Genomic DNA, 24,500 nt, shown 5'->3' with positions numbered 1-24,500 from the left:
TTACCTTTTGAATGGGGATTTAATCTGCGCGTGCGGAACCATGCGGTTTCCAGCCAATTTCGACCCAGAGATCTGACCGCCCCCTCCCCTGCCGTCCTCCAGCCGACGCCTCACGCCCGGACCAGGAAGGCCTACGCCCAGCGATCCCCGATCACGCCAGCCTTTGCCCTGTCCTTGGCCTCAAGCGCCGTCTTGCCCTTGTGGTGCTCTTTGCACAGGCCTTGGTAGTTCGCTTCAGAGTCAACACCACCAGCCCACAGCGGTTTGATGTGATCGACCTCATCAGCTCGGACCGTCTTGCCTTCAGCCTCGCAGTGAACGCACAGCGGGTGGGCACGCAGCCAGATGGCGCGGCGCTTCATCCAGGCGCTGCCACGCAGGCGTGGTGTTGCGGAGATGCGGGGGGCTTGTGTGATCTGCCGCCCTTGGGCCATGCCGATGCGAACCGGTGCGGCGGCAATGCGTGGCTTCATGTTCGTCACCCTTCGGATTTACTGGCCTCAGCCAGCAGGGAGAACCGTTCGCGCCGCCCCTGATGACCATTGGCGCGCATGGCGGATATTCCCCGGCCGTTTACCCCCGGCCGGCCCGTTCAGGTTCCGGGCATGAGTGGGGACCAAAAGCAAAAAGCCCGCAGGGCGAACCGAGCGGGCTTTGGTGGAGAACCTGTTTTAGATACAAGTTTTCCAAGACTGGCATAAATCTACCATGCTTTTCGGTAGCAGCGCAAGTTTTGTAAGTTTCGCGTCAGCAAGAAGGAACCAGCCCACCCTCAGTAAAGCGAGTCCACAAAGAGTCGCATGCCCGCTTGTGGTACGCCTGGCCATTCTTTCGCAGCAGCGAGGCTGCGTAGGTCAGGGCCTGGGTGCTGCGGCAAAACTTGTCCGCAATAGCCCCCACGCTGATTCCCTTGCGCTGCTCCTGAGTGCCAAACACATGCCAACCCAGGTACAGGCAGCAGTCCTCACTCAGGTCGCCCAGCATGGGCCGGCAGTAGTCGGCCATGCCACGAACGCCTTTGGACTTCTCCAACTGCCAGCCGTAGATCGCCCGCACTGCAGCCAGCTCAGCCGGGTGCAGCAGGCGCTCAGCCATGCCCACCACTTGCGCACACTGGCCGCGCACCTCCAAGGGGTCCAGGCCTCGGAAATTGCAGCGGCTTGCGCGTGGCGCCGGGATGCCATCCCACACATGGTTCTCCTTCACCAATCGGTCAATGAGCGTACCGGTTGGGCTGGGGCGAGTTGCGGGTTGACCCACGAGCAAATAAGAGACATGCAGCGCATGGCCAACGTCTTGGAAGATTGGCTCTTCGTGCATCAGCCCTCCAATCCCAGGTCAGCCATCCCAACCGGCTTGTCTTTGCCATGTTGGCGGTCGGACATAGTTCCCCTGAGCGCTCGTCCAATCTCGTGGCACTTCTCATCCGTACCAAAGAAAATTGGCACGTAGTCCATGGTTCGGTTTTCGGCGTAAGCCCTCCTGTTGGATGACAACATCTCGCTAACTGGCTCGATGTGCAACGCGCACTGGCTCTGGCTCCAGAGCAGTACGTGAGCCCGGAATCCAGCAGATGGCTGATCAAGCATAGGCTCGTTGGCCTTCAAAGTTGTAGGTTCGTTCATCGCGTTCTCCTTGGACTAAAAGTTGGCATCTCGACGTCTGTTCTCGGTCGGCACGGCTTTGTGGGTTGGGATTGGGCGATTCCAGTCCTGCATCTGCTGGAAATTGGCATTGAAGTGGAGAGGGACCACGCCCTGGGGCCCGTTTCGATGCGCGACCAAATCAAGCTGCGAGTACCCCTTGAACTCGTCAGTCCGCTTGCTCATGGGATGGTTCCAATCGGTAAATAGCAAAGCGACCTGGTCCGCCGCAGCCTCAATGGCTCCAGAGTCCCGAAGGTGAGTCATCAAGGGGGGGCCGTAATGCTCGTCAGCTTTACGACTCATCTGGCTCAGGACCACGGTCGCTATCTGCAGATCCATCGACATCGCCTTGATTCCATTGACGATGATGTCGAGCTCGCGATTTCGGTTTTCGTCCCCAGCGCCTGCCATCAACTGGAGAAAGTCCACAAACAAAACATCCAGCCCTCGCTCGCGGCGGACCTTCATGACCTTGCGCCGAATCTCCATGAGGGTCAGAGCACCCTGCTCGTCGTGGTGAATGTTCAATTGCCCCAAGCGATGTGCCGCATCAGATACGGCCGTCCACATTTCTTTGTCCTCGGGACGAGCGGCTAAAATTCGACCGAGGTCAAAAGGGCCCATTGCGGCGGTATGACGGTGCATCAGTTGGCTGATTGCCATTTCCTGGCTGAGGAACAGAACGCTGTAGTTGCGGGCCATGTTCCTAGCCAAGGCGAGTGCGAGTGCAGTCTTTCCGTGCTTAGGGCGGGCCCCTAGAACGAGAACCTCGCCGCGTCGCAAACCGCCGTTCAACAGACCATCAAGGCCAGAGATGCCGGTAGGAATCGCCGGGTTTCGACCTTCGCTGAGATCCTGCAAAAGAGCCAGGTACTCAGCAATGCTCGCGTCGATGTGCTGCGGGTCCCTCCGTGATTTCACGGTGGCCATCTTTGCCAAAAGCATCTGCGCTCGGTCGATTTGCTCAGCGGATGTCGCTGTGCTCGTTGCAAGGTCAGCGATCTCGCCTGCGACTTGCATCAATTGACGCGAACGGTACCGGTCTTGCACCACCTCGGCATAACGGCGGATGGAGGTCGAGCTCGGCACGTATTGAGCGAGCTCATTCAGTGCCACCAGGTCAGCGGCCCCCCCCTTCTCCGACATCCGCGTATAGACCGAAACGGTGTCGTAGGGATGCCCTTCCACGACCAAAGATTGGATCGTCGAGTAGACCTCACGATGGAAGCTGCTGTAGAACGCAGCCGGGTCGAGATCCGGAATACGCTGTATTGCCTCGTTGTCCAGCAACAAGCCACCCAGCAAACCAGCCTCAGACTCAAGACTTGCGGGGATCTGACGGGGTGCTCGGCTCATGCAGCCTCCCGAACCTGGTCGTGGAACTTACCGCTGAGCACGTCTTCGAATTTGCTAGCCGTCATCAGCCACTGCAGCGTGCAGCCGTTGAACTTGCCACTTTTCCCGGTCAAAAAGTCACTCGCAGCAACGTAGTCAAAGAACTTGCCGAACCACACAACGCCCTCCTCTGCCGTCGTTGCCAACCTCTGTCCGACACGATCACCGCGCTCATGAAGGGCTGTCAGGACCCACTTCCAGCGAGCTTTCATCGCCGTTCCACCTTTGCCGGTCTTGAACAAGCTTCGCCGAATGGTCGGAAGTACAGGCAGCTTTTCCTCGTACAGGTCGATCAGATTGTCAAAAGGGCAGTTCGGGACCGCGTTCGGACCTTCGTCCGGACAAGAACCGTCAGGTTCTCTCTTATCCTCCTGTTCCTGTTCCTGTTCCTGTTCCTGATTAGGGGAAGTCTTCTCTGAAGGCTTCGGCGAAGCCTTTGCCAAAGCCTTTTGCTTGCCAGAAATGATCTCGTCAAAGGCCTCTACATAGGAGGGACCGACGTTTTCAAGCGAGTGACGAATGCCTTCGATGGCTTCTCGCTTCAAGTCGCATTCAGGCAGAAGGTCAAGCTCAACCCTCCAGCCGCGCACCACATTTGGAGACTCTGGCTTGTTGTGCTCGATAGCCTTCGGAAGCCATACAAGCCTGGCTTTGAAATCGGCTTTCGCCATGCCTTGCGTTGAGACTTCAAGAAAGGCTTTGTCAAAGGCTTCCTGATCCCAATTCAACTCTTCGGCCATGCCTGCGCGACCAGCACGAAACAGGCCGGGAATAGCGGTTGTATGGCGTCCGGTGAGGAGAAAGAACCAAAGGCCCTGGCCAGATGGCGGCATTGCCGACAAGGTGCGAAACTTTTCATCCGACCAAGTACGAACTTCGATTTTGCGATACCTGCTCATGGCAACCTCGCCAAATAAGCGACAGTCGCCGTTCTGCCCTCTCGCAACTTCTTCTTGTTGCAAGTTACACAGACGGTTTGAAAGTTTTCTACAACATTCAAGCCCCCTGCCTTAAGGGTAAGAATGTGATCAACAACAAGCTTGATGTTTCGCGAGCGGGCCATGTCAGTCCCTTCGGATAGAAGCAAGCTGAGAAATGAGAGACCTCATCTCCTCACAAGCGGCCCTGTAGCGGCCGATCGCGTCTTTTGAACCCTGAGCTAGCAACTCATTGCACTCGGCTCTCAAAAGGCCGAGTTGAGCCACCAATGACGCTTCATCGTGAGGCGGGCCTTCCTGTGGGCCGCCGCCCAAGTTGATCAACTGGCTCATCGAGTGGCCCTCCCCTGCAAAATCGATTCGGCATAAGCCAACTTCTCACGCAACCGCGACGACTCCTCGCGCTCAATGCGCAGGGCCCGTTCGGTTTCCGTTTCGAGCTTCCGCAGGGACGTCATGTCATAGCCACGGCTGTGCACAAGCCACAACAAGGGAGCCTCATTGCCGGCTTGGTCCATGAAGCGATTGAGCTGCTCCTGGGGAAAGTTGTGCTGCCCGGAGCCCATGATTCGACTCCACTGGGCGGCGTCCTTAACAACACCGCCCGGCCCAACAAAAGCCTTGTCATCCATTCCGCTAAGGGTCTGGCACAACTGAAGCGCCTTGGTCATCGTGGGCTGGCGAGCGATCAACACCGGGTCGACCGCATCCATGGGCGGGCGAGATGAAAACTCGAATTGAGCCGACATCACAAGACCTCACAAACTTCTTGAACCGTCATGTCTCGTTCAAAACGGCAAAAAAAAGCAAAGTTCAGGCAACCAAACTTCAATTTTTGAACTGCCATGAACGCCATCACGCCAGATATCACCCCGATCCACAGCAGCACGCGCACTGCACTGAGTACCAACTTCGACCCAGACACCCTGCGCTCAACGCAGGTGCTATCGACCAGCAGAGTCGTAATCGATTGGGTAGCCGGAGCGGTGCGAGTTCGGGGTGTGACCAGCAGAGTCGAGATGGACCCCAACAAGTCACGTAGGACTGGAGGACGCCATGACACTTGAGGAGGAGAGGCTCTCATGTCATTTGGCCTTCTTACGAGACGGCGCTGCCTTTGCTGCTACCGACTGCCGGTAGAGCACCGCGTGGACACGGTCACGAATGCGGTTAGACAAGACGTCAGGCCATTTCTGGACCGACTGATGTGAGATGCCGATTGCCCTTGCGGCATCCGCCATCGTTCCACCCAACAGTTCAATCGCTTCAATTTTTTTCATGTGGATATTGAACCACAAAAGCAACTATAGGTCCATTAAATTATGTTCCCATCTGGCAAAATCACAACCATGGTTACCTACAAAGACAGACTCGCTGAGGCCATGCGAGACGCAGGCGTGAAGACGCAAGCGCTAGCCGATGCCCTAGGCATCTCCTACCAGGCATGCCGCAAGGTGCTGATTGGCGACACCAACAGCTTCACGGCAGCAAACAACAGCCGCGCGGCTGATTTCCTCGGGGTGTCGGCTTCATGGCTTGCCGATGGCATGGGGGAAAAGAATGCGGGCCAACCGCGCTCGCTAGCGCTGGTTCGGTCTGATGCCAGTGAAGTGCCAGTACAGCAGGGCGCTGCGCAGACTGCTCAGTTCTTGCGACAGGCCTTCAAGGCGGCGTCACCAGACCTACGCACCCTGCTCTTGAGTACGCTGAACGTGGCCGGCAATTCACCGTCTAACGAGCGCGCTTGGAGGGCCGTAGAAGACTTGCTGACCGAGGTGGTCGGAGACTTCGAGTTTCCACATCATTGACGAAGCCCCTGAACAACTTGGGATCTTGATGATCTACAGGATTCACGTCTCACCTGAAGAGGCCAGTGACATGAATTTTGAGTTGGCTAGCACCCTTGTCGACCGCGATCTCGACAAGCCTGGTCTTTCCGTCACCTTCCAAGGGATGAAGGCTCACTGACCATGGCAATTCAAGTCGAAGAGTTGCTCTCGCTCGCAGAGAAATTGGCGACCCAAGAAGGCGAGGCTGCTCATCGCTCAGCCGTGAGCAGAGCCTACTATTACGCATACCATGTCAGCAAAACATGGCATGCCCACTTGCCAGCACCTGGTTCAAATGCCGGCCCCGCTGGTGGCGTGCATCAGCAAGTGATCAATCAACTCCGTAACCCAGCACCAGAGTTGAGTCAGGAACAGAAGAAAGCATCCCGCGTCGCTGCCGGCGTGCTCGAAGTGATGCGAGGCCAGCGCCATCTTGCGGACTACAACCTTGCTGGCCCTATGAGCGCCAACGATGCGGCACAAGCATGTGCGAATGCCAAAAGGCTTTCGCAACTGCAGTAGATCCACGCAATTTTGCCCGGCCCTGCCCGCCCAGCGCGGGCTTTTTTACGCCTGCCGCTTGCCCATGGCCCAGATGCAAGCCCCGACCCTCAGCAAGGCGTACACATCCGATTCGTAGCTGTCTCTGACAGGGTCCAGGCGGTTGATCAGCTCCGCCACGAACGAGATGGCGTCCTCAGGCGACGCCGCACCACCCACGGCCTCCATGTCCACGATCCTGAGCATTACGTCAGTCTGGTTCATGGGCCCAGTGTGGTGCCTGGGCGCGAGATGTTCAAGCCAGGTATGGCGAGGTAGATCACGAAACCACGAGCGCGCCTTCAAGTTCAGTTCGCTGCTCAGGGCTGAGCAGGATCCCGCAGCTCTCAAAGAACGACAGCGCCGAACGTAACGCTTGAGCGATAGATTCAGCACTGCTTTCGGTGTTCGGCATCCCAATTTCCTCGCTGAATGGCCTTCCTTTCAAACGGATTCGAACATCCGCCATCCAGTTGAAGTCATGAGGTGTGATCTTCCGTACAACAAGCCGGATGACACTAGATCCAACTGAGATCTCCACGCCGCCAGCAAAGCGACCGCCTGGCCTAGTCATTGGCGATAGGCATGGGCAATCGCTCGGGCCGCAGCCGATCGAAGCGCAAGCGCTTGCGTTTTTGACTGCAAGATTTTCAACAATGCTTCCCTTGCCACTTCGCCGCCAATCGTGCCAAGCCCATCGGCCGCGGCCACGCGTAAATCCAACGGCGTGGTGGGCGAATCCAAAAGTGAAAGCAGTTCTTTAAACGCGTCCTGCGGTGTAGCCACGAAATCCCCCTGAAGATGTTTGACACATCATAGCCAGGGGAGACTGGAAGTGTCACCCCTTCGGCTTCCCTGCGTTCGGGGGGCGGGATGGGCCCTTCCGCTCATGCTTTCGGGTGGCGTTAGTTGGAAGGGGTAGCTGATGAAGCGGTGATTCAGCCGCGGGCAGGGGAGGTTCCAAGGTGAGAACTCGAAGGAGCCGAGCCGTCTCTTGCTCTTGGCTCGAAACACCCTCTTGCTCCAATTTCGACGCCAAATGCTCCGCCGCTTGCCGCAAGCCAATCTTCGCAGCCATCTCGATAGTCACGCCGTGATGCTTTGCAATGACCGCAAGTGCGCGATACAGCTCATCATCTTCTGATAGCTCAAACGTGTGCACAAGAGTTTGCGAGCCGGGGTAGGCTGGCACCTCAGCGTCCACATCAATGTCGCCCCGCGCATTGGCAAGCCAGTCAAAACTCACTGCCATAGCCTTCGCCAGTCGCGCAATGACTTCTGACCTTGGCCTGCTGCGGCCAAGCTCGTACCGCGATATCTGGGCTGCCGCAACTCCACTTACCTCAGCTAAATCTGCCTGTGACCAGCCATGACCAGCCCTGGCCTTGATCAGCCGCTGCGGGAAATCTCCATCCATTCATCACTCCAAATAGTCATGAACAGTATTGACAAGTAGAAATTGATAGTTAAACTACAAAAAATCTACTGTTCAATACTGTTCGATACCAAGGATGATTGTATGAGCAAGCCGACCCAGAGGTCACCTATTCAGATTCGTCCCTCCATTGATCTGGAGGCTTACCTCCGCGTGAAGGCAAAGGAATCATTTCGATCCGTCAACAGCGAGGTTCTATTCCGGCTCGAGACAAGCCGCCAATTGGATGCTGGGAACGTTTGCCAGGGCAGTCCTACCACCGATGCAAAGGAGGTCGTCAAATGAACCAGGTAACCCTACTCTATCGCCTGGCCAAGATGCGCCGCAGCACTGGTGCTGGCCCTGTTCAATCCGTGCGCTGGGCTGCGGGCCTGGTTTGGCGTAGCCGGAGAGCGGTGCTGTGAACCATGACATTCTGCTACGCGACCTGGCGCGCCTGAAGCTGTCTGCGAGGCTGCTGATCACGGTACGCCAGCAATACCGCTCCAAGGTCGCTGATCTGACTAGGCGAAAAGACGTGTTCCGAGCCCTGGGCCAGCTTGGGAAAGTCGAGCTGGTTGACGCCGCGATCGCCAAGATCAAGATCGAGATCGTCGACGTGGAATTTGCCCTTATTGAGGATGGTCAGCGCCTCATGTCGCTGTGCGCGGCGATCGATGAAGCAGGCGTTCCCCGCGAGCTGATCCTGAATGTCCTGGGCGCCAACACGGCCGAGTGGGACACGCCGGAAATCACCAAGTACGGCGACAAAGCCATTCACCTCATAGCAGTCCTCGACCTCGAGAACTCAGCCACCAAACACGACGGTATCGAGATCAAGCCCTTGAAGTGGTGTCACACCATGGCGTTCATGAACGCACTGAAGACCAGCTCCAAACTGGATCGCGCGGTCCACGAGGGCGCCAATGAGTTCTTCGGTGGAGCCTTTGGGGACTACCGGGAACGGCCTGTTATCGAGCGACTGGCGGGGGTGCAGTCATGAGCACCAACACATTTCAAGTAACTGAAAAGTGCCTTTTCAGTGCGTCGCAATTTTTTCGGAGAAGCCGGAAACTTCGCTGCATGAACCGAAAGAAACCGACATTAAAAGGGGGTCTCGTCCATGTCATCGAAGCCGGACGATGGACGAGCAGCCTTCCTGGTAGCAGGACTTGGCGGGTAGCCCGGATAGATGTTGCCATTAAGCACCGCGAGTCTAGTGGATGCTACCCACTCACGAGACCGTTCTGGGCCGGCTGCATGTGCGGCCAACAAGTCAGGCCAAATGCGACGAATGGTCGGATACACCGCGTCGTCCAAGCGGCCGAAATTCCACGCCACCAGACCGTTTGGGTTTCGCAGTCTGGCAGGTGCCAGCAAATCAGCGTCAGACAGCATCTTCCAACGCTCCTGCTCCTCCAAAGTCAAAAGCTCTGGATGTCGAATCGCGAGTTTGATGAAACGCTCAGATTCATCAACATCCCACAAATCATTGGCACGCTCAGCAACGGAGATGGAGTGATCACCGTTGTAGCCACTACCCGCGTAAATAACTACCTCTCTGAGGCTGATCTCAACGGCCCACTCAATGTGGCTAGCGAGGGTTCGTCGATTCTTTCGAGCGGCAATCTCAGCCAAGTACCGCAGCTTCGGGTCGAGATGCACAGAAACAGCATCTGGCCCAGGATTCAGGGCCTTCTCAATGCAGTGCACTAACTCTGCGTTGTACGTTCGGCCTGAATTTTGAGCTGCTGCATGCACCTGCTCATGAAGTTCAGGAGGCAGCCGCAAAGCTGTCTTAACAAAGTCCGTTTGTTTGGTGCTGGTAGCCATGCCTCCATGATAGTCCACACAAACGCATCAAGTATTGCCTCCAACATGGAAGCAATGTACATTTGAATCAAATCTCCATGATGGAGGCAAATTGAAAACACAAGCAGATTTCGTCAAAACCGCGCTTCGCATACCTCCCGACTTGCATCGTCAAGTTCACGAGGCGGCAGACGGGGCAGACCGCACCTTCAACGCAGAAATTCTCCACCGTTTGCGCGAGTCCTTCAAGAGCAAGCGCTCCCAACAGCTTTCCAACCCTCAGAAAGGAAATCAGCAATGAACATCGTCAGCCTCAAGGGGCCCGCAGAGGCGGTCACGATGACCAGCCTGGAACTGGTGGACTTCATCAACAGCCAGCGCAAGCCTGGCGAGTCCGAGCTGCGCCATGACAACTTCATGGCAAAAGTGCCAAAAGTGCTGGGCGAAGAACATGCCCTGAACTTTAAGGACATGCTCACAGTGACCATTGGCAATGGTGCAACCCGCCAATCGCCCATCTACCGCTTCCCCAAGCGCGAGGCCTGCCTGATGGCCATGTCCTACAGCTACGAAATCCAGGCCAAGGTCTTCGACCACATGACGGCCCTGGAACAGCAGCTGCAGAACGTCGCCCTGCCGCAAGCAGTCGCGTCCCAGGTGGGCGGCATCGTCAAGGCCGTGGTTCACAAAGAGCTGGCGGCAATGATCCCCGAGCTGATCCAGGCCGAGCTGTCCAAGAACCAGACCAGCCTGCGCCACGGCGAGACTGCTGGCCAGATCTGGAAGCGCCACGGCTTACCTCCGCTGAAGAATGCATCCCGGATGCTGAGCGGCTGGCTGGTGAAGCGCGGTGCCTACACCGACGGTCATGCCGAAGTCGGTGGCGTGAAGTCCAAGATGTTCGACCCCGACATGGCCGACAAGGCCATGCGCGAAGGGGTGGCGGAGTTGTGCTGGCGGTATGTGGCCGAACGCCAGGGCCAGATGCTGATTGAGTTCAGCCAGCCATCACTCAAGCCCGTGCCCGGCGAAGCCATCCCCCTCGACATGGGTCGCCGTCTCCGTAAACAACGTGCATCGAATCGAGGCAAAGATGCCGCGTAAAAAAGGCGAAACCCCTGAGCGCTCTGACCTGCTCAAGGGTTTCTGTGATCCCAAAACTATCTACTGAAAAGGAATCGTGCCATGGAACATAGCACAGCCGCGCCTGAAAAGGCAAAGAAGGCCACACCCACCAAGGTGAAAACCCAGGTTGGACGCCGTACCCAGGCGGCTAACGAGGCCCTGCCACCGCCCGCGTGGGTGCTGATAATGCGAAGTATCTTGCGCAAGCTGGCAGACCTCGCAATGGCCGGCATGGAAGTCGAAGATGTTGTCGATGGGAGGGACATTTACTCATCTCGACTGGATCGCCTGATCTCGGTCCACTTCGAACAGGTAGGTCGCGAAATTGAGCAGGGTCTTCGAGACAGCAGCTTGGTCCTCGAGCAAATTTACGACGCTGACAGCATGATTCGCGGCGCCCAGGCGGTTGACTTGGATAGCCCAAATCGCCAATCGATTCACACGTTGATGCTCAACGCGATCGAAGCAGTAACACTGACTGAAAATCGTGAAGGCTTCGACGATGCCGAACTGGCCCAAATTGCTGCCAACCTGCCAGGGCCGCATGAAGTTCCATTGATGAAGCTGACAGCACCAGTAGAGGACTCTCAACTTCAAAAATTCGTGACCAAGGCAACGCCGATGACAGCAGAAAGCAAATTTGGCCGGGTCTTGCTTTTGGACGCGACGTTCGACATTGAAGGGGCTGCACTTCAACTGATTCGCCGTAGCCGTGAACTTGATTTGCCTCCCGAGGATGGCGCAGAACTGCGCTCGATCGGCGTACGGATCAAGGATCTGAATTCCGTGCTGATGGGGAACATGTCGGGCAATGAGCCTTTGACCGTTGGAGACGTGCACCAGGCGCTGTACCGCGGTGCTGTTCCATTCCCGGAAGGAGTCGCAGCATGAGCGCAACAACGAAATCCAAGCCAGTCACGGCTAGCGTGGTCGGTCCAACTGTCGCACCAGCGAACGAAGCTGCCTTTGGCGGAGGCGGGAACAAGCCGCCAACCGAGTGCTTCATGACCATGGATGAGTACGACAAGATTCATGCCGCCTTGTACCGAGCCGAGGCAGTTGTTCGATGCCTTGTTCATGTCTTTGGCGGCGACGCGAACATCAAAGATCCGACCCATGTGAATGGGCTGTTCGGCAGTCTGCAGGCAGCAGTGAAGCTGATGGCGGGCGTGAATACGATGGTCCAGTATCACAGTGAGACGCCCGATCAGTTGCGCCTCAACGTCGAACAAGCTCTCTCGCTGCTACAGCTGATTGAGCACCTCCAGATCGCCGATGACTATGAATGGCGGTGGAGTCAAGACTGGTACTGCGCGTACTTCGATGCCGCCTGCAGCAACATTGAGAGCGCCATGACGGCCATGACGAATCAAGTGAATATTCGAAAGGCGGCGGCATGACCTCGGCACCTGATCAACCCTGGGGCGAATGGGAGCATGACCGCCTCAATCCGGACAACTACTTTCGAATTCCAGAGTTCGGAGTGAAGCCCGCTGATGTCAACTTTCGCGGATTTTCGGGGCCCATCATCACTACCCGCTTGGAGCAGGTGGAGACGTTCCTTGAAATACGCCGAATGGTGGGATTTGCCCGCAGCTTCCTGCAACAGGTATTTGCAAGCTACCGCGATGCGCAGGATGCACACATTGCCTTTCTTGATGCCACAAGTGACCCGAGTTACCGCCCCACCACACTTGACGTAGCTGCTTGGTGCTACTTCGACTTTATTTGGACGCTGGAACGGAAATTTGAAGGTGACAAGGATGAAGCAGGGCAGCTGCTCGCCATGGCATCTGCGGGTGCGACGCTAGGGGGGCTCGGCCAGGTAGTGACATCGATCCGGGATAGCCGTCACTTGGACGTCGTTGAGGCGTCACTCAAGACCGAAGAAATTTTGTCCAAATTCGCCAAGAAAGGCGGTTCAGCATGACCGGTGAATCCAACTCGGGCGATCAGTTTTCACCAACAGCAGCCGTGTCCCAGATCGCTAACGATCGCCGCTACAAGTGGCTTTCGTCTCGTTTTCTGGCGGCAGACTTCGATTGGCAAGGCGAAACCGTACTGGTGTTTCGCTGGCCAAGCAACGTGCCGGTTGGAGGCACTTGTGACCAGAACATCGACGCAGCAATGGCCGCTGATCGATCGGAGCCAATTGCCAAATACGATCCTCAAACAATCAGGTTGTTGCACCACGCTGCAGCGATGATCGAAAGCGAAGATCTATCGAAATGGTCCTCAGGGCACGATCGAGTCTTGCTTGACCTTATTGCCCAGGCGATACGAGATAACGATCAAGCCTCACAGGCCTTACAGGCGACACAGTCATCAACAGGACCATCGCCCGAACACCTTCTGGCAGCAATCTACAGCGTGGCACGTAGCATTGGCCCCAAGTGCCTGGCCGACATGGAGCTAGCGCTCTATAAGTCCATGGCACAGACTGCGGGAGGTAGCCAATGAAGCGCCAGCGTACTAGCCATCCAGTTGATGCATTCGACATCGCCCTGCTGCCAAGCCAGCCCATTCGTAACGTTGGATCTGGTCATGCAAGTCATGCGCCGGCCAACGACGAACAGATGGTGGTCCAAGTGCGTACCGCTGAATACGTCACGATCGACCTGTTCGCGGCAATCTCGGGCCTCACGGCTTCTGCAGTCCGAAACATGATTCATGAAGGAAAGTGGACCGAGGGTCGTCAATACCAACGCCGTGCTGGGCGTGTCTATGTCTCGCTCAAAGGGTATGAAAAATGGGTCGCAACGGGCTTGGTGTAGAGATCCGGGAGAGCAGCATTCGCCTGTCGTTCATGTTGGACGGCAAGCAACAGCGCAAGACTCTCAAGATCAACGGGGAAGCCATCCCCCCTACTCCGGCGAACATCAAGTACGCCGAACGCATGGCGGTCGACATCCGCTCACGAATTCGGTTCGGAACCTTCAGCATGAAGGAGTTCTTCCCCGAGGATGAGAGTGGACCTACTGCAATGACTGTTACAGCACAGTTGGATCACTGGTTGTCAGCCCAACGCATTGAGGACTCAACCCGGGCAGGGTATGAGAGCGCCATCAAGTTCTGGAAAGCAGCCCCCTGCGATAAGCAGGGGCACAAGCTGGGGGATTTGGCCGTACGCGCCATGGTCACAAGCCACTGCTTGATCGCTCTGGCCAGTCGACCCGCGTTGTCCGGCAAAACGGTGAACAACTACGTTTCCGTCTTGCGCGAGGCAATCGAAATGGCCGTCACCGACAGGCTGCTGGAGACAAACCCGGTTGAGAAGGTGCCACGGGCAAAGCACCAGAAGGAGCCCCCCGACCCGTTCACGCGAGATGAGGCTGAGAGGATCATTGGCGCCCTGCTACTGAATCACCCTGGTCAGGTACACAACTTGGTTGAGTTCTGGTTTTGGAGCGGGATGCGAACCTCGGAGATCTTCGGCTTGACCTGGTCAAACGTGGATCGAGCCAGTGACACGGTCCTAGTCACCGAAGCCTTGGTGCGAGGAAAGTACAAAAACAGGACAAAGACCAACGTGGCCCGAACCCTGATCTTGAACAGCCGCGCAAAGGCCGCTCTAGCCAGGCAGCGCCAACACACATTGGCTGCCGGTGCGACGGTCTTCCAAGACCCTCGATACGGCAAAGCCTGGGACGATGAGCGCGCCTTCAGGCGTAGCTACTGGACGCCGACACTGAAGCGCCTGGGGATTCGCTACCGGCGACCGTACAACATGCGGCACACCTACGCGACCGCAATGCTGATGGCCGGGATGAATCCAGCCTTCTGCGCCAAACAGCTTGGGCACAGCGTGGACATCTTCCTGAGCACCTACGCCAAGTGGATAGACGGGGATCGAAACGCGATGGAAATGGGCCGCCTAGAAAGCGCTTTGGGCAGCGATGCACCACAGAAAGTGGCGCAAGGATAGAGCGGCACAAACAAAAGCGGCGATCACCTTGGAGGATGATCGCCGCTATGTTCTTCCGATTTCTTCCCCGGAACTTCCCCGGGGAGTTATCGACAGTATCTAAGTTATTGTTTTTCTTAGGTATTCGATGGGGTGGCTGATGGGGCTCGAACCCACGACAACAGGAATCACAATCCTGGACTCTACCAACTGAGCTACAGCCACCGCAAGCTCTAGATTATATACCGTTTTTTCGGCTCAACCACCAATTTGCGAATTTTCTTCAGAAGAATTTGCAGCGGGCTTGGGCGTCTTGATTTGGGCCTTGAACTTGTCGGCCAAGAACTCATAGTAGGCGCGTGTTTCAGCCGCGGCCCACCACTGAGCGTACTGACCCCGCTCTTGCAGAGCTCGGGCTTCGTCCACACCGGCGCGGGGCACCACCTTGGTCACACGGACCACGGCATAGCCTTGCGAACCGAGGTCCACCCCCACGAAAGCCGGCAAGGCACTGGCACGGATGCGCAGCGCAGCGTCCACCACCGGCGCCGCTTGCTTTTGGGTTTCGTCACGCGAGATCACCACCGCAGCAGCCAGATTGGCCGATGCCGGCGTGGCCTTCCACAGAGCGAGCTTGTCGGCGCCTTCCTTGCGCGCCAAGGCAGCGGCCTGGTCGGCCACCAACAACTCACGCACCTTGGCCTTGACTTCGTCCAGGGGCTGGATGCGGGCCGGGGTGTAGTCAGTGATGCGAGCGGCCACCAACTGGCTGGGGCCCACTTCGACGGCTTCGGTGTTGCGCTTCTTGCTCACCGAATCGGCCGAGAAGATGGCTTCCAAAATCTTGGGGTTGGCCAGTGCGCCAGGCAGGTTGTTGGCGCCAGCACGGGTCAGGTCTTTGAAGGTGCGAACAGACAACTTCAGGCGCTCGGCGGCGGGCTTGAGGCTGTCGGCCTGCTCGTACACGAGGTTGGTGAAGCTGTCAGCCACTTCGGCAAACTTGCGTTGCGCTTGTTGTTGCTTGAGGTCGGCTTCCAGCTCAGGACGCAGCTCTTCAAAGCTCTTTTGGCGCGGCGTCTTGATGTCGGCCAGCTTGATGATGTGGTAGCCAAAGTCAGACTCCACCACGTCGCTGATGTCACCCTTGTTCAAGGCAAATGCAGCATCTTCGAAGGGCTTGACCATGGCGCCTCGAGCGAAGAAGTCCAAGTCACCGCCTTTGGGGGCCGAGCCGGGGTCTTGCGAGTTCTTGCGCGCCACATCGGCAAAGGTGTTGGGCGCTTTGCGCACTTCGGCCAGCAAGGCTTGGGCCTTGGCCTTGGCTTTTTCACGTTCCGCCGCCGGGGCATCCTTGGCTGCGGTGATCAGGATGTGGCTGGCACGGCGTTCCTCTTTGGCCGCCAGTCGAGCGGTGTTTTGCTCGTAGTAAGTTTTGAGGTCGCCTTCGTTGACGCTGATGCCGCTTTTGACGGCTTCCATGTCGAGCACCACGTACTCGACCGTGGCACGCTCGGGCAATTGGAAGCGGTTGGTGTTGGCCTTGTAGTAAGCGTCCAGCTCCGCCTCGCTGGGGTTCACGCGCGAGGCAAAGTCGGACGGACGAAACTGCGCCACCTGGATCTCGCGGCGCTCAAAGAAAGCGCCCAGCGCCACATTGGCCTGGGCCGCAGGGGCGATCACGCTGCCATTGATGCCGGACAGCACCTGGCGTGTCGAGAGGTCGGCGCGCATGCCGGCCTCATACATCTCGGGGGTCATGCCTTGGGCGCCCAGCAATTGGCGATAACGGTCCACGTCCAACGAGCCATCGGGGCGACGCAAGGACGCGATGGTGGGGTTTTCTTGCAGCGCGCGGGCCAGCTTTTGATCGCTGGTGACGAGGTGCATGGAGGCGGACGCGGCGGCCAACACTTTTTCACGCACCAGACGCTCCAGCGTCACATAGCGGGCCTCGGACGACTCGAAGCGCTTGGCGTCGATATTGGGCATTTGGGCGCGCAGGCGCTCAACTTCGTTCTTATGGGCCAGGTCCCAATCGCCTTGGCTGATGTCGTGCCCATCGACCTTGGCCACGGCAGTGCCTTTTTCCATGGCACGGTTGTAGCCATCGATACCGAACAGAACAAACGAAGGGATGATCAGCAAGAACAGCACGATCATGACGATCTTCGAGTGCTTGCGGATGGACTCAAACATGGCGATCTTTCAAGGACAAAAAGAAAAGGCGAACAATGTGTTCGCCTTTGCATCGGTGGTGGTGGGTGCTGACGGGCTCGAACCGCCGACCCGCGCCTTGTAAGGGCGCTGCTCTACCAACTGAGCTAAGCACCCCACCTGAACTGGATCTCAGTTCAAAGCATCTTTCAATGCCTTGCCTGGACGAAACTTCGGGACTTTAGCAGCCTTGATCTTGATTGTATCGCCGGTGCGCGGGTTGCGACCCGTGCGAGCAGCACGCTTGCCCACCGCAAAGGTACCAAAGCCAACCAGCGAAACCGTGCCGCCCTTCTTCAGGGTCTTCTTGACAGCCTCGATCGTCGACTCCAGGGCGCGTGCAGCAGCAGCCTTGGAGATGTCGGCGTTGTTGGCAATGTGCTCAATCAATTCGGTCTTATTCACAAGGAGCCCCTCGTTCAGAAATAGTGTTGATCTGTGCGTCTCATCAAAAATCTTGCCTCCCCTCAACGGAGCCATCCTGGGATGGTGTTTTTCCGCTGGGCGGGAGGCCTTGGTCGCAGTTGCAACTGCTGAACCGATTAAAACGATGGACCTGCACGGTGTCAATATGACGGGCTGTTTTGCAACAGCGCGGACGCGGATTCTAGACCTTTTTCAGGCCCACTTTGGCGCTGGTGCTGGAGTTTTTGCAGGGCCAGCCTGGCACCCAGGTGACAGCTGGGCACAGACCAAGCCGACAGGCCTGCGCTTTACAACACTTCGGCGATGGCGCGTCCCAGGTCACTGGTGCTGGCCGTGCCGCCGATGTCGCGGGTGCGTGGAGCCCCGCTCTGGGGGTCCAAGACCTTTTCAATCGCAGCCAGCACTGCGTCGTGGGCGTCCTTGTGTCCCAGGAATTCCAGCATCATGGCGCCACACCAAATCTGGCCAATGGGGTTGGCAATGTTCTGACCCGCGATGTCCGGCGCCGAGCCATGGACGGGCTCGAACAGCGACGGGAACTTGCGATCGGGGTTGAGGTTGGCACTGGGCGCGATGCCAATGGTGCCGGTGCAAGCCGGGCCCAGATCGCTCAAGATGTCGCCAAACAAATTGCTGGCCACCACCACGTCAAAGAAGTCGGGGCGCTGCACAAAGTGGGCGGTCAGGATGTCGATGTGGAACTTGTCGACGTTGACACCCGGGTAGGCCTTGGCCATCTCCGCCACACGCTCGTCCCAGTAGGGCATGGTGATGGCAATGCCATTGGACTTGGTGGCGCTGGTCAGGTGCTTCTTGGGGCGCGACTGGGCCAGTTCAAACGCAAACTTCAGCACGCGGTCCACACCAATGCGCGACATCACCGTCTCTTGCATGACGATCTCACGCTCGGTGCCTGGGAACATGCGCCCGCCGATGCTGGAGTACTCGCCTTCGGTGTTTTCGCGCACGATGTACATGTCGATTTCGCCGGGCAATCGGGGCGAGCCATCGCGTCGCACCACGGGGGCGATGATGCCGGGCATCAGGCGAGCCGGACGCAGGTTGATGTACTGGTCGAACTCGCGACGGAACAACAACAGCGAGCCCCACAGCGAGACGTGGTCGGCAATTTTCTCGGGCCAGCCCACGGCACCAAAGTAGATGGCGTCATGGCCACCAATCTGGTCCTTCCAGTTGTCGGGCAGCATCTTGCCGTGCTTTTCGCAGTAGTCCCAGCTCGAAAAATCGAAGTGGTCAAAGTGCAGGTCAATGCCGAACTTGCGCGCGGCGGCGTCCATCACGCGCAGACCTTCGGGCATCACTTCCTTGCCGATGCCGTCCCCGGCGATGACGGCGATTCGTTTCTGGCTCATGTCATTCACTCCTGAAAAATTCAAACGCTTCTTGCAACAACAGGGCAGGCGCTTCTTCGGCGATGTAGTGACCGCAGGGCAAGGCCCGCCCGCTCACTGTCAACGCACGTTCGCGCCACAAACCCAACACATCAAAATTGGCACCCACCGCCCCCTTGTCGCCCCACAACACGCGCAAGGGCTGCTCCAAGCGGCGCTTGGCCTGGACATCGCTGCGGTCGTGCTCAAGATCGACACCGGCGCTGGCCCGGTAGTCTTCGCAAATGGATTGCGCACTGCCTGGCCGTCGAATGCAGCGCTCGTACTCGGCCAGCGCTGGTGGCGCAAACGCGGCCAAACCGGCGTGTCGCTTGCCCATCACGTTGTGCAGGTAGCGCACGGGGTCGCTGTCGATCAAGGCCTCGGGCAGCGGCGGTGGCTGGATCAGGAAGAACCAGTGCCAGTAGGCGCGTGCAAAGGCCTCGCTTGTCTGTTCGTACATGGCCAGGGTGGGCGCGATGTCCAGCAACATGAGGCGCTCAACGCGGGCCTCGTGATCTGCCGCCAGACGATGCGCCACCCGGGCTCCCCGGTCATGGGCCAGCACCTGAAAGCGCTCAAAGCCATGGTGCTGCATGACCGCCACCGCATCCAAGGCCATCGCACGGCGAGAGTGGTTGAGGTGCAAGGCATCGGGCTCAGGCCGACCTGAATCGCCGTAGCCGCGCAAATCCATCATCACCACGGTGAAGCGCTGGGCCAGGTCTTCGGCCACGCGGTGCCACATGGCATGGGTCTGCGGGTGACCATGCAAGAGCAGCAAGGCCGGCCCCTGGCCGGCGCGGCGGGTGTGCAGCGCCAGGCCCTGGCGCTGCACGGTCTCGGTGGCAAAAGAACTCAGCATGGGCAGTGTTGAAGCCAGAGGGCGCTGGGCAAAGCAGGAAAGGCATCCGGTGCGCCGCGACGCCCCACCCACCCCAACCCGCAACAAGGGTCCCTCGGCATGTCTCCAAATGATGTTGTGAGCCGAGCTTATCTCGGAAGCCAGCAATAATCAGGCAATCGATTATTTCCACCAAGGAAACAAATGGAGAGAGCCGACCTGGAGCTGGTGCTGGCCATTCGCCAACACGGCAGCCTGACCGCCGCCGCCAAGACCTTGCATGTGGCGCCCCCCGCCGTGACCAAACGCCTGGCTGCGCTGGAGAGCGAGCTGAAGCTGAGGCTGTTCCAGCGCACCACCCGCAAAGTCAGCCCCACGGCCGATGGTGAGGCCTTGTGCGAACACGCCAGCCAGCTGCTGCAGGGCTTTCAGCGCGCAGAGGCGGAGCTGCGCGAACGCCAATCTGAGCCCACCGGCCTGATCCGACTGGCGGGCACCTTTGGCTTTGGTCGCCTGTGGCTGGGCCCCGCTGTGGCCGAGTTCCAGGCGCGCCACCCTCGGGTGCAGGTTCAGCTTCAGTTGATGGAGCAGTTGCCCGACCTGGCAGTGGAGGGCTATGACGGCGCCGTCTGGTTGTGGAATTTGCCAGGCCACCGGGCCTCCGAGTGGGTGGCCAAGCGCCTGGCACGCAACCAGCGCGTGCTGGTGGCGGCCCCCGCCTACCTGCAGCGCCATGGGCGCCCCACCCTGCCCGCCGAGCTGAGCCAGCACCAGTGCTTGGTGGTGCGCGAAAACGGCGGCGATCCCAGCCAACGCTTTGACCACTGGACCCTGCACAGCAACCCGAGCGGCCGGACCAAAGCGGTGCAACGCATCACGGTCAGCGGTGCACTGAGCAGCAACTCCGGTGAGCTGGTGCGCGACTGGTGTCTGGCAGGCCAGGGCATCATGCTGCGCAGCCGCTGGGACATTGCGGGCGCTTTGCAGGACGGGCGTTTGGAACAGGTCTTGCCCGCCTGGAGCATGGCCGACGCCGACATCCACTGGCTGATGCCTTGGCAGGCGCGCACGCCGCGCCGTGTTCGATTGCTGATTGATTTTTTGCGCGATCGCTTTCAGGGCGAGCCCTGGTTGCCTCGGGCTTGAAGCGCCCGCCCCAGCCGGCCGCTCACTTCACGCGGGCGCGGATCTCTGGCAGGGCTTTTTGCAGGTAGTACACCATGGACCAGACCGTGAGCACGGCTGCGCCCCAGATCAGCCAAGTGCCCCAGAGGCTCGTGTCGATCACACCGAACAAGGGGCCGTCAAACAGCAAGAAGGGGATGGCCACCATCTGCACCGTGGTCTTGAGTTTGCCCAGCATGTGCACGGCCACGCTCTTGGAAGCGCCAATCTGCGCCATCCACTCGCGCAAGGCCGAGATGGCGATCTCACGACCGATGATGATCAGCGCCACAAACACATCGGCGCGCTGCAAGTGGACCAGCACCAGCAGCGACGCACAGACCAAAAACTTGTCGGCCACCGGGTCGAGGAAGGCCCCAAAGGACGAGGTTTGGTTGAGCTTGCGCGCCAGGTAGCCGTCCAGCCAGTCGGTGGCGGCAAAGACCACGAACATGACCGTGGCGATCAGGTTGCGCATCGCCGGGTCCAGCGGCGAATAGAACACCCCCACGATCAAAGGGATCGCGACGATGCGCGTCCAGGTCATGATGGTGGGGATGGTAAAGAACATGCACCAATTGTGTCATGCCTTGGCCTGCTTTTGCCTGACAGCGCTGGCATTTGCAGCACCGCCCTGGTGCCCTGCGACCAGGACTCAGCGCAGGGCCCGGTAGATCTCTTCCGCCAGGTCGGGCGAGATGCCTTCCACCGTGCTGAGGTCGACCACGCTGGCCGCCGCCACCCCGCGCACGCCGCCAAAACGCTGCAGCAGGCGGGCCCGCTTTTTGGGGCCGACCCCGGGGATGTCCTCCAGGCGGCTGCCGCCCACCCGCACCTTGGCGCGCTGGGCCCGCATGCCGGTGATGGCAAAGCGGTGGGCCTCATCGCGGATCTGCGCCACCAGCATCAGCGCGGCGGAATCCTTGCCCAGGTAGACCTTGTCTCGGCCATCGGCGAACACCAGCTCCTCGAGCCCGACCTTGCGGCCCTCGCCTTTTTCGACCCCGACAATGACCGACAGATCCAGGCCCAGGGTCTCGAACACCTCGCGCGCCATCGACACCTGGCCCTTGCCGCCGTCGACCAACACCAGGTCGGGCAGGCGGGCCTGGCCCGGCGCGGGGGCTGCGCCACCGGACTCGCGCAAGGCCTCAGCCACCTTGCTGTAGCGACGGGTCAACACCTGGCGCATGGCGGCATAGTCGTCGCCGCCCGTGATGCCTTCGATGTTGAAGCGCCGGTACTCGCTGTTTTGCATCTTGTGCTGCTGGAACACCACACACGAGGCCTGCGTGGCCTCGCCCGCGGTGTGCGAGATGTCAAAGCACTCGACGCGAAACTGGTCCAGGTCATCCGGGCTCAGGTCCAGGGCCTCAATCAAGGCACGGGTGCGGGCTTGTTGCGAGCCTTCTTCCGACAGCAGGCGCGCCAACTGCAGATCGGCATTCTTTTGCGCCATCTCCAGCCAGATGCGGCGTTGCTCGCGCGGGTTGTGCACCGCGGTGATCTTGACACCGCACTGCTCGGACAGCACCGACAGCAAGCGCTTGTCCACCGCCACACTGGTCACCAAGATGGCCGGCACGGGCACCCCTGGGTAATGCTGGGCAATGAAAGCCTCGAGCACACGCACCTCGACCGGCACCGCGACCGGGGCCTCTTGTGCGGTGTCGCTCGGGTGCTCGTCCAGCTCGGACAACGCCACTGCGTCTTCCACATGAACCGGGAAGTAGGGTCGGTCACCCAGGTGGCGCCCACCCCGCACCATGGCGAGGTTGACGCAGGCGCGCCCGCCCTGCACCTTGACGGCCAGGATGTCCACGTCCTGGTCGGAGGCCGTGTCCATGGACTGCTGGTGCAGCACGCGCGACAGGGCCGTCATCTGGTTGCGAATCTCCGCCGCCTGTTCAAACTCCAGGCGCTCAGCGTGCGCCATCATGCGCGCCTCCAACTCGCTGAGCACGCCCTGAGCCTCACCACGCAAAAAGCGCTCGGCGTCGGCCACGTCACGCGCGTAGCCCTCGGGGGAGATCAGGTCCACGCACGGGCCCGAGCAACGCTTGATCTGGTAGAGCAGGCAAGGCCGGGTCCGGTTGTTGAACACCGTGTCTTCGCAGGTGCGCAGGCGAAACACCTTTTGCAGCAGTTGGATGGTTTCCTTGACCGCCCAGGCACTGGGGTACGGACCAAAGTAACGGTGCTTCTTCTCCACTGCGCCACGGTAGTAGGCCATGCGCGGGAAGTCGTGGCTGGCCAGCTTGAGGTAGGGGTAGCTCTTGTCGTCCCGAAACAGGATGTTGTATTTGGGGTTGAGCGTCTTGATGAGGTTGTTTTCCAGCAGCAAGGCCTCGGCCTCGGAGCGCACCACGGTGGTCTCCATGCGCACGATCTTGCTGACCATGTGGCCAATGCGCGTGCCGCCATGGTTCTTCTGGAAGTAGCTCGACACCCGGCGCTTGAGGTTGAGCGCCTTGCCCACGTAGAGCAACAGCCCATCCGCATCAAAGTAACGGTAAACACCGGGCAAGGCGGGCAAAGCCGCCACCTCGGACAGCAGCTGTTCGGAATGCACATCAGACATGGGGCCGTATTGTGGGCCCAGCCCGGCGGACCTGCCACGGCGCGCAAAACAAGCCCGCAGGCCCAGGTCCCGCCCGCCCAGGCGGTGACAATGGCGGCCTTCACCACACACACCGCCATGCTCTGGGACCTTTTTTGCACCGTCATAGACAACCACGGCGACCTGGGCGTCGCTTGGCGCCTGGCCGCTGAACTGGGCCGGCGCGGCGAGCAGGTGCGCCTTTGGGTGGACGACGCCACGGCCTTGGCCTGGATGGCGCCGCAGGGCGCCCCCGGGGTCAGCGTCCACGCCTGGACCCGCCCCTTGACCGCCGCCGCCCTGGCCGGCCTGCCGCCCGCCGACGGCTTGATAGAAGCCTTTGGCTGCGAGATCGATGCGGGCCTCTTGGCCCAGCGCGTGGCCGCCCCAGGTCCTGCGCCGTTCTGGCTCAACCTGGAGTATTTGTCGGCCGAGGCCTGGGTAGAGCGCTGCCACGCCCTGCCCTCGCCCGTCATGAGCGGACCGGCGGCCGGACTGAGCAAATGGTTCTTCTACCCTGGCTTCACGCCGCGCACCGGCGGCCTGCTGCGCGAGCCCGGCGTGACGGACGTCCCGACCGACGCCGAGCGCGAACACCAACGCCGCACCCTGGGCGCTCAGACCGATGAGTGCCTGGTCTCCCTGTTTTGCTACGAACCCGCCGGCCTGGCCCCGTGGCTGACCCAATTGCACGCGCAAGGCCTGGGCGGTCGCCCGGTCAGGCTGCATGTGATGCCTGGCCGCCCTACCGCAGCCGTGCGTGCCTGCGAGGCCATGCACCGCCCAACCGATGCGCCCGACTGGCTGCGCCTGGATTTCGCTGAGCCCGTGCCCCAGCCCGCCTTTGACGCCAAGCTGCGCGCCTGCGACCTCAACTTGGTGCGGGGTGAAGACTCGCTGGTGCGCGCCCTGTGGGCCGGCCAGCCCCTGGTCTGGCACATCTACCCACAAGACGACGGCGCCCACGAAGAGAAGCTCGAGGCCTTCCTGGACTGGCTGCAAGCCCCACCCAGCCTGCGGCGGTTTCACCGGGTCTGGAACGGCCTGGACAGCGGCCCGCTGCCCCCCGTGGAACTGGCCACTTGGCGCGAATGCGTGCAGGCGGCCCGCCAAGTCCTGTGCCGCCAAGATGACTTGGTGACGCAGCTACTTCGTTTCTGCACAGAAAAACGATAAAATCCGAGGTTTTGCGCAACACAGGCGGGCCCCAGAGGGCCTGCAAGCCTGGTGGTGCGCAGTGCAGCGGGCCACCCGCCCGG

General features: G+C 59.5%; 32 protein-coding genes and 2 tRNA genes. 13 read left to right on the top strand and 21 right to left on the bottom strand.

Going from position 1 to position 24,500, the window contains the following annotated elements; translation table 11 throughout:
- Nucleotides 1–131: 131 nt before the first annotated feature.
- The 8 genes from PSQ39_RS06495 to PSQ39_RS06465 form a co-directional block, all read right to left on the bottom strand.
- Nucleotides 132–473, bottom strand: coding sequence for an HNH endonuclease (locus tag PSQ39_RS06495; RefSeq protein ID WP_273925894.1), 342 nt, complete (start codon nucleotides 471–473; stop codon nucleotides 132–134).
- A 274-nt stretch (nucleotides 474–747) separates the two neighbouring features.
- Entirely contained in the window at nucleotides 748–1,320 is a 573-nt protein-coding gene (locus PSQ39_RS06490) for a hypothetical protein (RefSeq protein WP_273925893.1), read from the bottom strand.
- Complete coding sequence (locus tag PSQ39_RS06485) at nucleotides 1,320–1,625, bottom strand: hypothetical protein (protein ID WP_273925892.1); 306 nt, start codon at nucleotides 1,623–1,625, stop codon at nucleotides 1,320–1,322. The genes PSQ39_RS06490 and PSQ39_RS06485 overlap by 1 nt, the downstream gene beginning before the upstream one ends.
- A 15-nt stretch (nucleotides 1,626–1,640) precedes the next feature.
- Nucleotides 1,641–3,002 (bottom strand): replicative DNA helicase, encoded by a 1,362-nt coding sequence (locus tag PSQ39_RS06480; RefSeq protein WP_273925891.1) that lies wholly within the window; start codon nucleotides 3,000–3,002, stop codon nucleotides 1,641–1,643.
- Nucleotides 2,999–4,003 carry a hypothetical protein gene (locus PSQ39_RS06475; protein ID WP_273925890.1) on the bottom strand — a complete coding sequence of 335 codons (1,005 nt, stop codon included), beginning with the start codon at nucleotides 4,001–4,003 and terminating at the stop codon, nucleotides 2,999–3,001. The genes PSQ39_RS06480 and PSQ39_RS06475 overlap by 4 nt, the downstream gene beginning before the upstream one ends.
- On the bottom strand, nucleotides 3,937–4,104 hold the full coding sequence (locus PSQ39_RS21755; RefSeq protein ID WP_409241999.1) for an HNH endonuclease: 168 nt from the start codon (nucleotides 4,102–4,104) through the stop codon (nucleotides 3,937–3,939). Before PSQ39_RS21755 ends, PSQ39_RS06475 begins: the two co-directional genes overlap by 67 nt.
- Before the next feature lie 204 nt (nucleotides 4,105–4,308).
- Nucleotides 4,309–4,728 (bottom strand): hypothetical protein, encoded by a 420-nt coding sequence (locus PSQ39_RS06470; protein WP_273925889.1) that lies wholly within the window; start codon nucleotides 4,726–4,728, stop codon nucleotides 4,309–4,311.
- A 336-nt stretch (nucleotides 4,729–5,064) separates the two neighbouring features.
- Nucleotides 5,065–5,259 (bottom strand): hypothetical protein, encoded by a 195-nt coding sequence (locus PSQ39_RS06465; protein WP_273925888.1) that lies wholly within the window; start codon nucleotides 5,257–5,259, stop codon nucleotides 5,065–5,067.
- 69 nt (nucleotides 5,260–5,328) lie between these two features.
- Between PSQ39_RS06465 and PSQ39_RS06460 the strand changes: the two genes are divergently transcribed.
- Nucleotides 5,329–5,787: a helix-turn-helix domain-containing protein gene (locus tag PSQ39_RS06460; RefSeq protein ID WP_273925887.1), complete on the top strand. Its 459-nt coding sequence runs from the start codon at nucleotides 5,329–5,331 to the stop codon at nucleotides 5,785–5,787.
- A gap of 162 nt (nucleotides 5,788–5,949) precedes the next feature.
- Nucleotides 5,950–6,330, top strand: coding sequence for a hypothetical protein (locus tag PSQ39_RS06455; RefSeq protein WP_273925886.1), 381 nt, complete (start codon nucleotides 5,950–5,952; stop codon nucleotides 6,328–6,330).
- 45 nt (nucleotides 6,331–6,375) lie between these two features.
- On the opposite strand, the gene PSQ39_RS06450 is transcribed toward PSQ39_RS06455, so the two are convergent.
- The 4 genes from PSQ39_RS06450 to PSQ39_RS06435 all read right to left on the bottom strand — a co-directional run bounded on the left by PSQ39_RS06450 (nucleotide 6,376) and on the right by PSQ39_RS06435 (nucleotide 7,765).
- Entirely contained in the window at nucleotides 6,376–6,555 is a 180-nt protein-coding gene (locus tag PSQ39_RS06450; protein WP_273925885.1) for a hypothetical protein, read from the bottom strand.
- A gap of 73 nt (nucleotides 6,556–6,628) precedes the next feature.
- Nucleotides 6,629–6,763, bottom strand: a complete 135-nt coding sequence (locus PSQ39_RS06445) for a P-loop NTPase family protein (protein WP_273925884.1) — start codon at nucleotides 6,761–6,763, stop codon at nucleotides 6,629–6,631.
- Nucleotides 6,764–6,918: 155 nt separating this feature from the next.
- On the bottom strand, nucleotides 6,919–7,134 hold the full coding sequence (locus PSQ39_RS06440) for a hypothetical protein (protein ID WP_273925883.1): 216 nt from the start codon (nucleotides 7,132–7,134) through the stop codon (nucleotides 6,919–6,921).
- A 52-nt stretch (nucleotides 7,135–7,186) separates the two neighbouring features.
- Nucleotides 7,187–7,765 carry a helix-turn-helix domain-containing protein gene (locus PSQ39_RS06435; RefSeq protein ID WP_273925882.1) on the bottom strand — a complete coding sequence of 193 codons (579 nt, stop codon included), beginning with the start codon at nucleotides 7,763–7,765 and terminating at the stop codon, nucleotides 7,187–7,189.
- Nucleotides 7,766–8,183: 418 nt separating this feature from the next.
- Here PSQ39_RS06435 and PSQ39_RS06430 point away from each other — a divergent pair, with 418 nt between their 5' ends.
- Nucleotides 8,184–8,765, top strand: a complete 582-nt coding sequence (locus PSQ39_RS06430; RefSeq protein WP_273925881.1) for a hypothetical protein — start codon at nucleotides 8,184–8,186, stop codon at nucleotides 8,763–8,765.
- Between the two features lie 101 nt (nucleotides 8,766–8,866).
- Here PSQ39_RS06430 and PSQ39_RS06425 read toward each other — a convergent pair whose 3' ends face one another.
- Complete coding sequence (locus PSQ39_RS06425) at nucleotides 8,867–9,595, bottom strand: Arc family DNA-binding protein (protein ID WP_273925880.1); 729 nt, start codon at nucleotides 9,593–9,595, stop codon at nucleotides 8,867–8,869.
- A 34-nt stretch (nucleotides 9,596–9,629) separates the two neighbouring features.
- Here PSQ39_RS06425 and PSQ39_RS21750 point away from each other — a divergent pair, with 34 nt between their 5' ends.
- From PSQ39_RS21750 to PSQ39_RS06390, 8 genes are all read left to right on the top strand, one after another.
- On the top strand, nucleotides 9,630–9,875 hold the full coding sequence (locus tag PSQ39_RS21750; RefSeq protein WP_409241998.1) for an Arc family DNA-binding protein: 246 nt from the start codon (nucleotides 9,630–9,632) through the stop codon (nucleotides 9,873–9,875).
- The gene (locus tag PSQ39_RS06420; protein ID WP_273925879.1) at nucleotides 9,872–10,678 is read left to right on the top strand and encodes a hypothetical protein; all 807 of its coding nucleotides are present in this window, start codon (nucleotides 9,872–9,874) and stop codon (nucleotides 10,676–10,678) included. Before PSQ39_RS21750 ends, PSQ39_RS06420 begins: the two co-directional genes overlap by 4 nt.
- 81 nt (nucleotides 10,679–10,759) lie before the next feature.
- A complete protein-coding gene (locus PSQ39_RS06415) occupies nucleotides 10,760–11,590 on the top strand; it encodes a hypothetical protein (RefSeq protein WP_273925878.1) in 831 nt (276 codons plus the stop codon).
- Nucleotides 11,587–12,099 (top strand): type 1 periplasmic-binding domain-containing protein, encoded by a 513-nt coding sequence (locus tag PSQ39_RS06410; RefSeq protein ID WP_273925877.1) that lies wholly within the window; start codon nucleotides 11,587–11,589, stop codon nucleotides 12,097–12,099. Before PSQ39_RS06415 ends, PSQ39_RS06410 begins: the two co-directional genes overlap by 4 nt.
- Nucleotides 12,096–12,629, top strand: a complete 534-nt coding sequence (locus tag PSQ39_RS06405) for a hypothetical protein (RefSeq protein ID WP_273925876.1) — start codon at nucleotides 12,096–12,098, stop codon at nucleotides 12,627–12,629. The genes PSQ39_RS06410 and PSQ39_RS06405 overlap by 4 nt, the downstream gene beginning before the upstream one ends.
- Nucleotides 12,626–13,159, top strand: coding sequence for a hypothetical protein (locus tag PSQ39_RS06400; RefSeq protein ID WP_273925875.1), 534 nt, complete (start codon nucleotides 12,626–12,628; stop codon nucleotides 13,157–13,159). The genes PSQ39_RS06405 and PSQ39_RS06400 overlap by 4 nt, the downstream gene beginning before the upstream one ends.
- Nucleotides 13,156–13,473, top strand: a complete 318-nt coding sequence (locus tag PSQ39_RS21725) for a hypothetical protein (protein ID WP_337961929.1) — start codon at nucleotides 13,156–13,158, stop codon at nucleotides 13,471–13,473. Before PSQ39_RS06400 ends, PSQ39_RS21725 begins: the two co-directional genes overlap by 4 nt.
- Complete coding sequence (locus tag PSQ39_RS06390) at nucleotides 13,449–14,624, top strand: Arm DNA-binding domain-containing protein (protein WP_273925874.1); 1,176 nt, start codon at nucleotides 13,449–13,451, stop codon at nucleotides 14,622–14,624. The genes PSQ39_RS21725 and PSQ39_RS06390 overlap by 25 nt, the downstream gene beginning before the upstream one ends.
- Nucleotides 14,625–14,752: 128 nt before the next feature.
- On the opposite strand, the gene PSQ39_RS06385 is transcribed toward PSQ39_RS06390, so the two are convergent.
- From PSQ39_RS06385 to PSQ39_RS06360, 6 genes are all read right to left on the bottom strand, one after another.
- Nucleotides 14,753–14,828: transfer RNA gene (locus PSQ39_RS06385), tRNA-His, on the bottom strand.
- Nucleotides 14,829–14,861: 33 nt separating this feature from the next.
- Entirely contained in the window at nucleotides 14,862–16,799 is a 1,938-nt protein-coding gene (locus tag PSQ39_RS06380; protein ID WP_273925873.1) for a SurA N-terminal domain-containing protein, read from the bottom strand.
- 59 nt (nucleotides 16,800–16,858) lie between these two features.
- Nucleotides 16,859–16,934: transfer RNA gene (locus tag PSQ39_RS06375), tRNA-Val, on the bottom strand.
- 15 nt (nucleotides 16,935–16,949) lie between these two features.
- The gene (locus PSQ39_RS06370) at nucleotides 16,950–17,222 is read right to left on the bottom strand and encodes an HU family DNA-binding protein (protein ID WP_007858657.1); all 273 of its coding nucleotides are present in this window, start codon (nucleotides 17,220–17,222) and stop codon (nucleotides 16,950–16,952) included.
- A 308-nt stretch (nucleotides 17,223–17,530) separates the two neighbouring features.
- Nucleotides 17,531–18,616: a tartrate dehydrogenase gene (locus PSQ39_RS06365; RefSeq protein WP_273925872.1), complete on the bottom strand. Its 1,086-nt coding sequence runs from the start codon at nucleotides 18,614–18,616 to the stop codon at nucleotides 17,531–17,533.
- A gap of 1 nt (nucleotide 18,617) precedes the next feature.
- A complete protein-coding gene (locus PSQ39_RS06360; protein WP_273925871.1) occupies nucleotides 18,618–19,499 on the bottom strand; it encodes an alpha/beta fold hydrolase in 882 nt (293 codons plus the stop codon).
- A gap of 183 nt (nucleotides 19,500–19,682) precedes the next feature.
- Here PSQ39_RS06360 and PSQ39_RS06355 point away from each other — a divergent pair, with 183 nt between their 5' ends.
- Complete coding sequence (locus tag PSQ39_RS06355) at nucleotides 19,683–20,624, top strand: LysR family transcriptional regulator (RefSeq protein ID WP_273925870.1); 942 nt, start codon at nucleotides 19,683–19,685, stop codon at nucleotides 20,622–20,624.
- A 22-nt stretch (nucleotides 20,625–20,646) separates the two neighbouring features.
- Here PSQ39_RS06355 and pgsA read toward each other — a convergent pair whose 3' ends face one another.
- Nucleotides 20,647–21,213, bottom strand: coding sequence for a CDP-diacylglycerol--glycerol-3-phosphate 3-phosphatidyltransferase (pgsA, locus tag PSQ39_RS06350; protein ID WP_273925869.1), 567 nt, complete (start codon nucleotides 21,211–21,213; stop codon nucleotides 20,647–20,649).
- Nucleotides 21,214–21,297: 84 nt separating this feature from the next.
- The gene (uvrC, locus tag PSQ39_RS06345) at nucleotides 21,298–23,223 is read right to left on the bottom strand and encodes an excinuclease ABC subunit UvrC (protein ID WP_273925868.1); all 1,926 of its coding nucleotides are present in this window, start codon (nucleotides 23,221–23,223) and stop codon (nucleotides 21,298–21,300) included.
- 117 nt (nucleotides 23,224–23,340) lie between these two features.
- On the opposite strand from uvrC, the gene earP reads away from it, so the two are divergent.
- Entirely contained in the window at nucleotides 23,341–24,417 is a 1,077-nt protein-coding gene (gene earP / locus PSQ39_RS06340; RefSeq protein ID WP_273925867.1) for an elongation factor P maturation arginine rhamnosyltransferase EarP, read from the top strand.
- Nucleotides 24,418–24,500: the final 83 nt, after the last annotated feature.

This window comes from Curvibacter microcysteis (assembly GCF_028649455.1).
Classification (GTDB): Bacteria; Pseudomonadota; Gammaproteobacteria; order Burkholderiales; family Burkholderiaceae_C; genus Curvibacter; species Curvibacter microcysteis.
The sequence above is the reverse complement of the archived record's forward strand: the minus strand, read 5'-3'. Positions and strand labels throughout refer to the sequence as shown.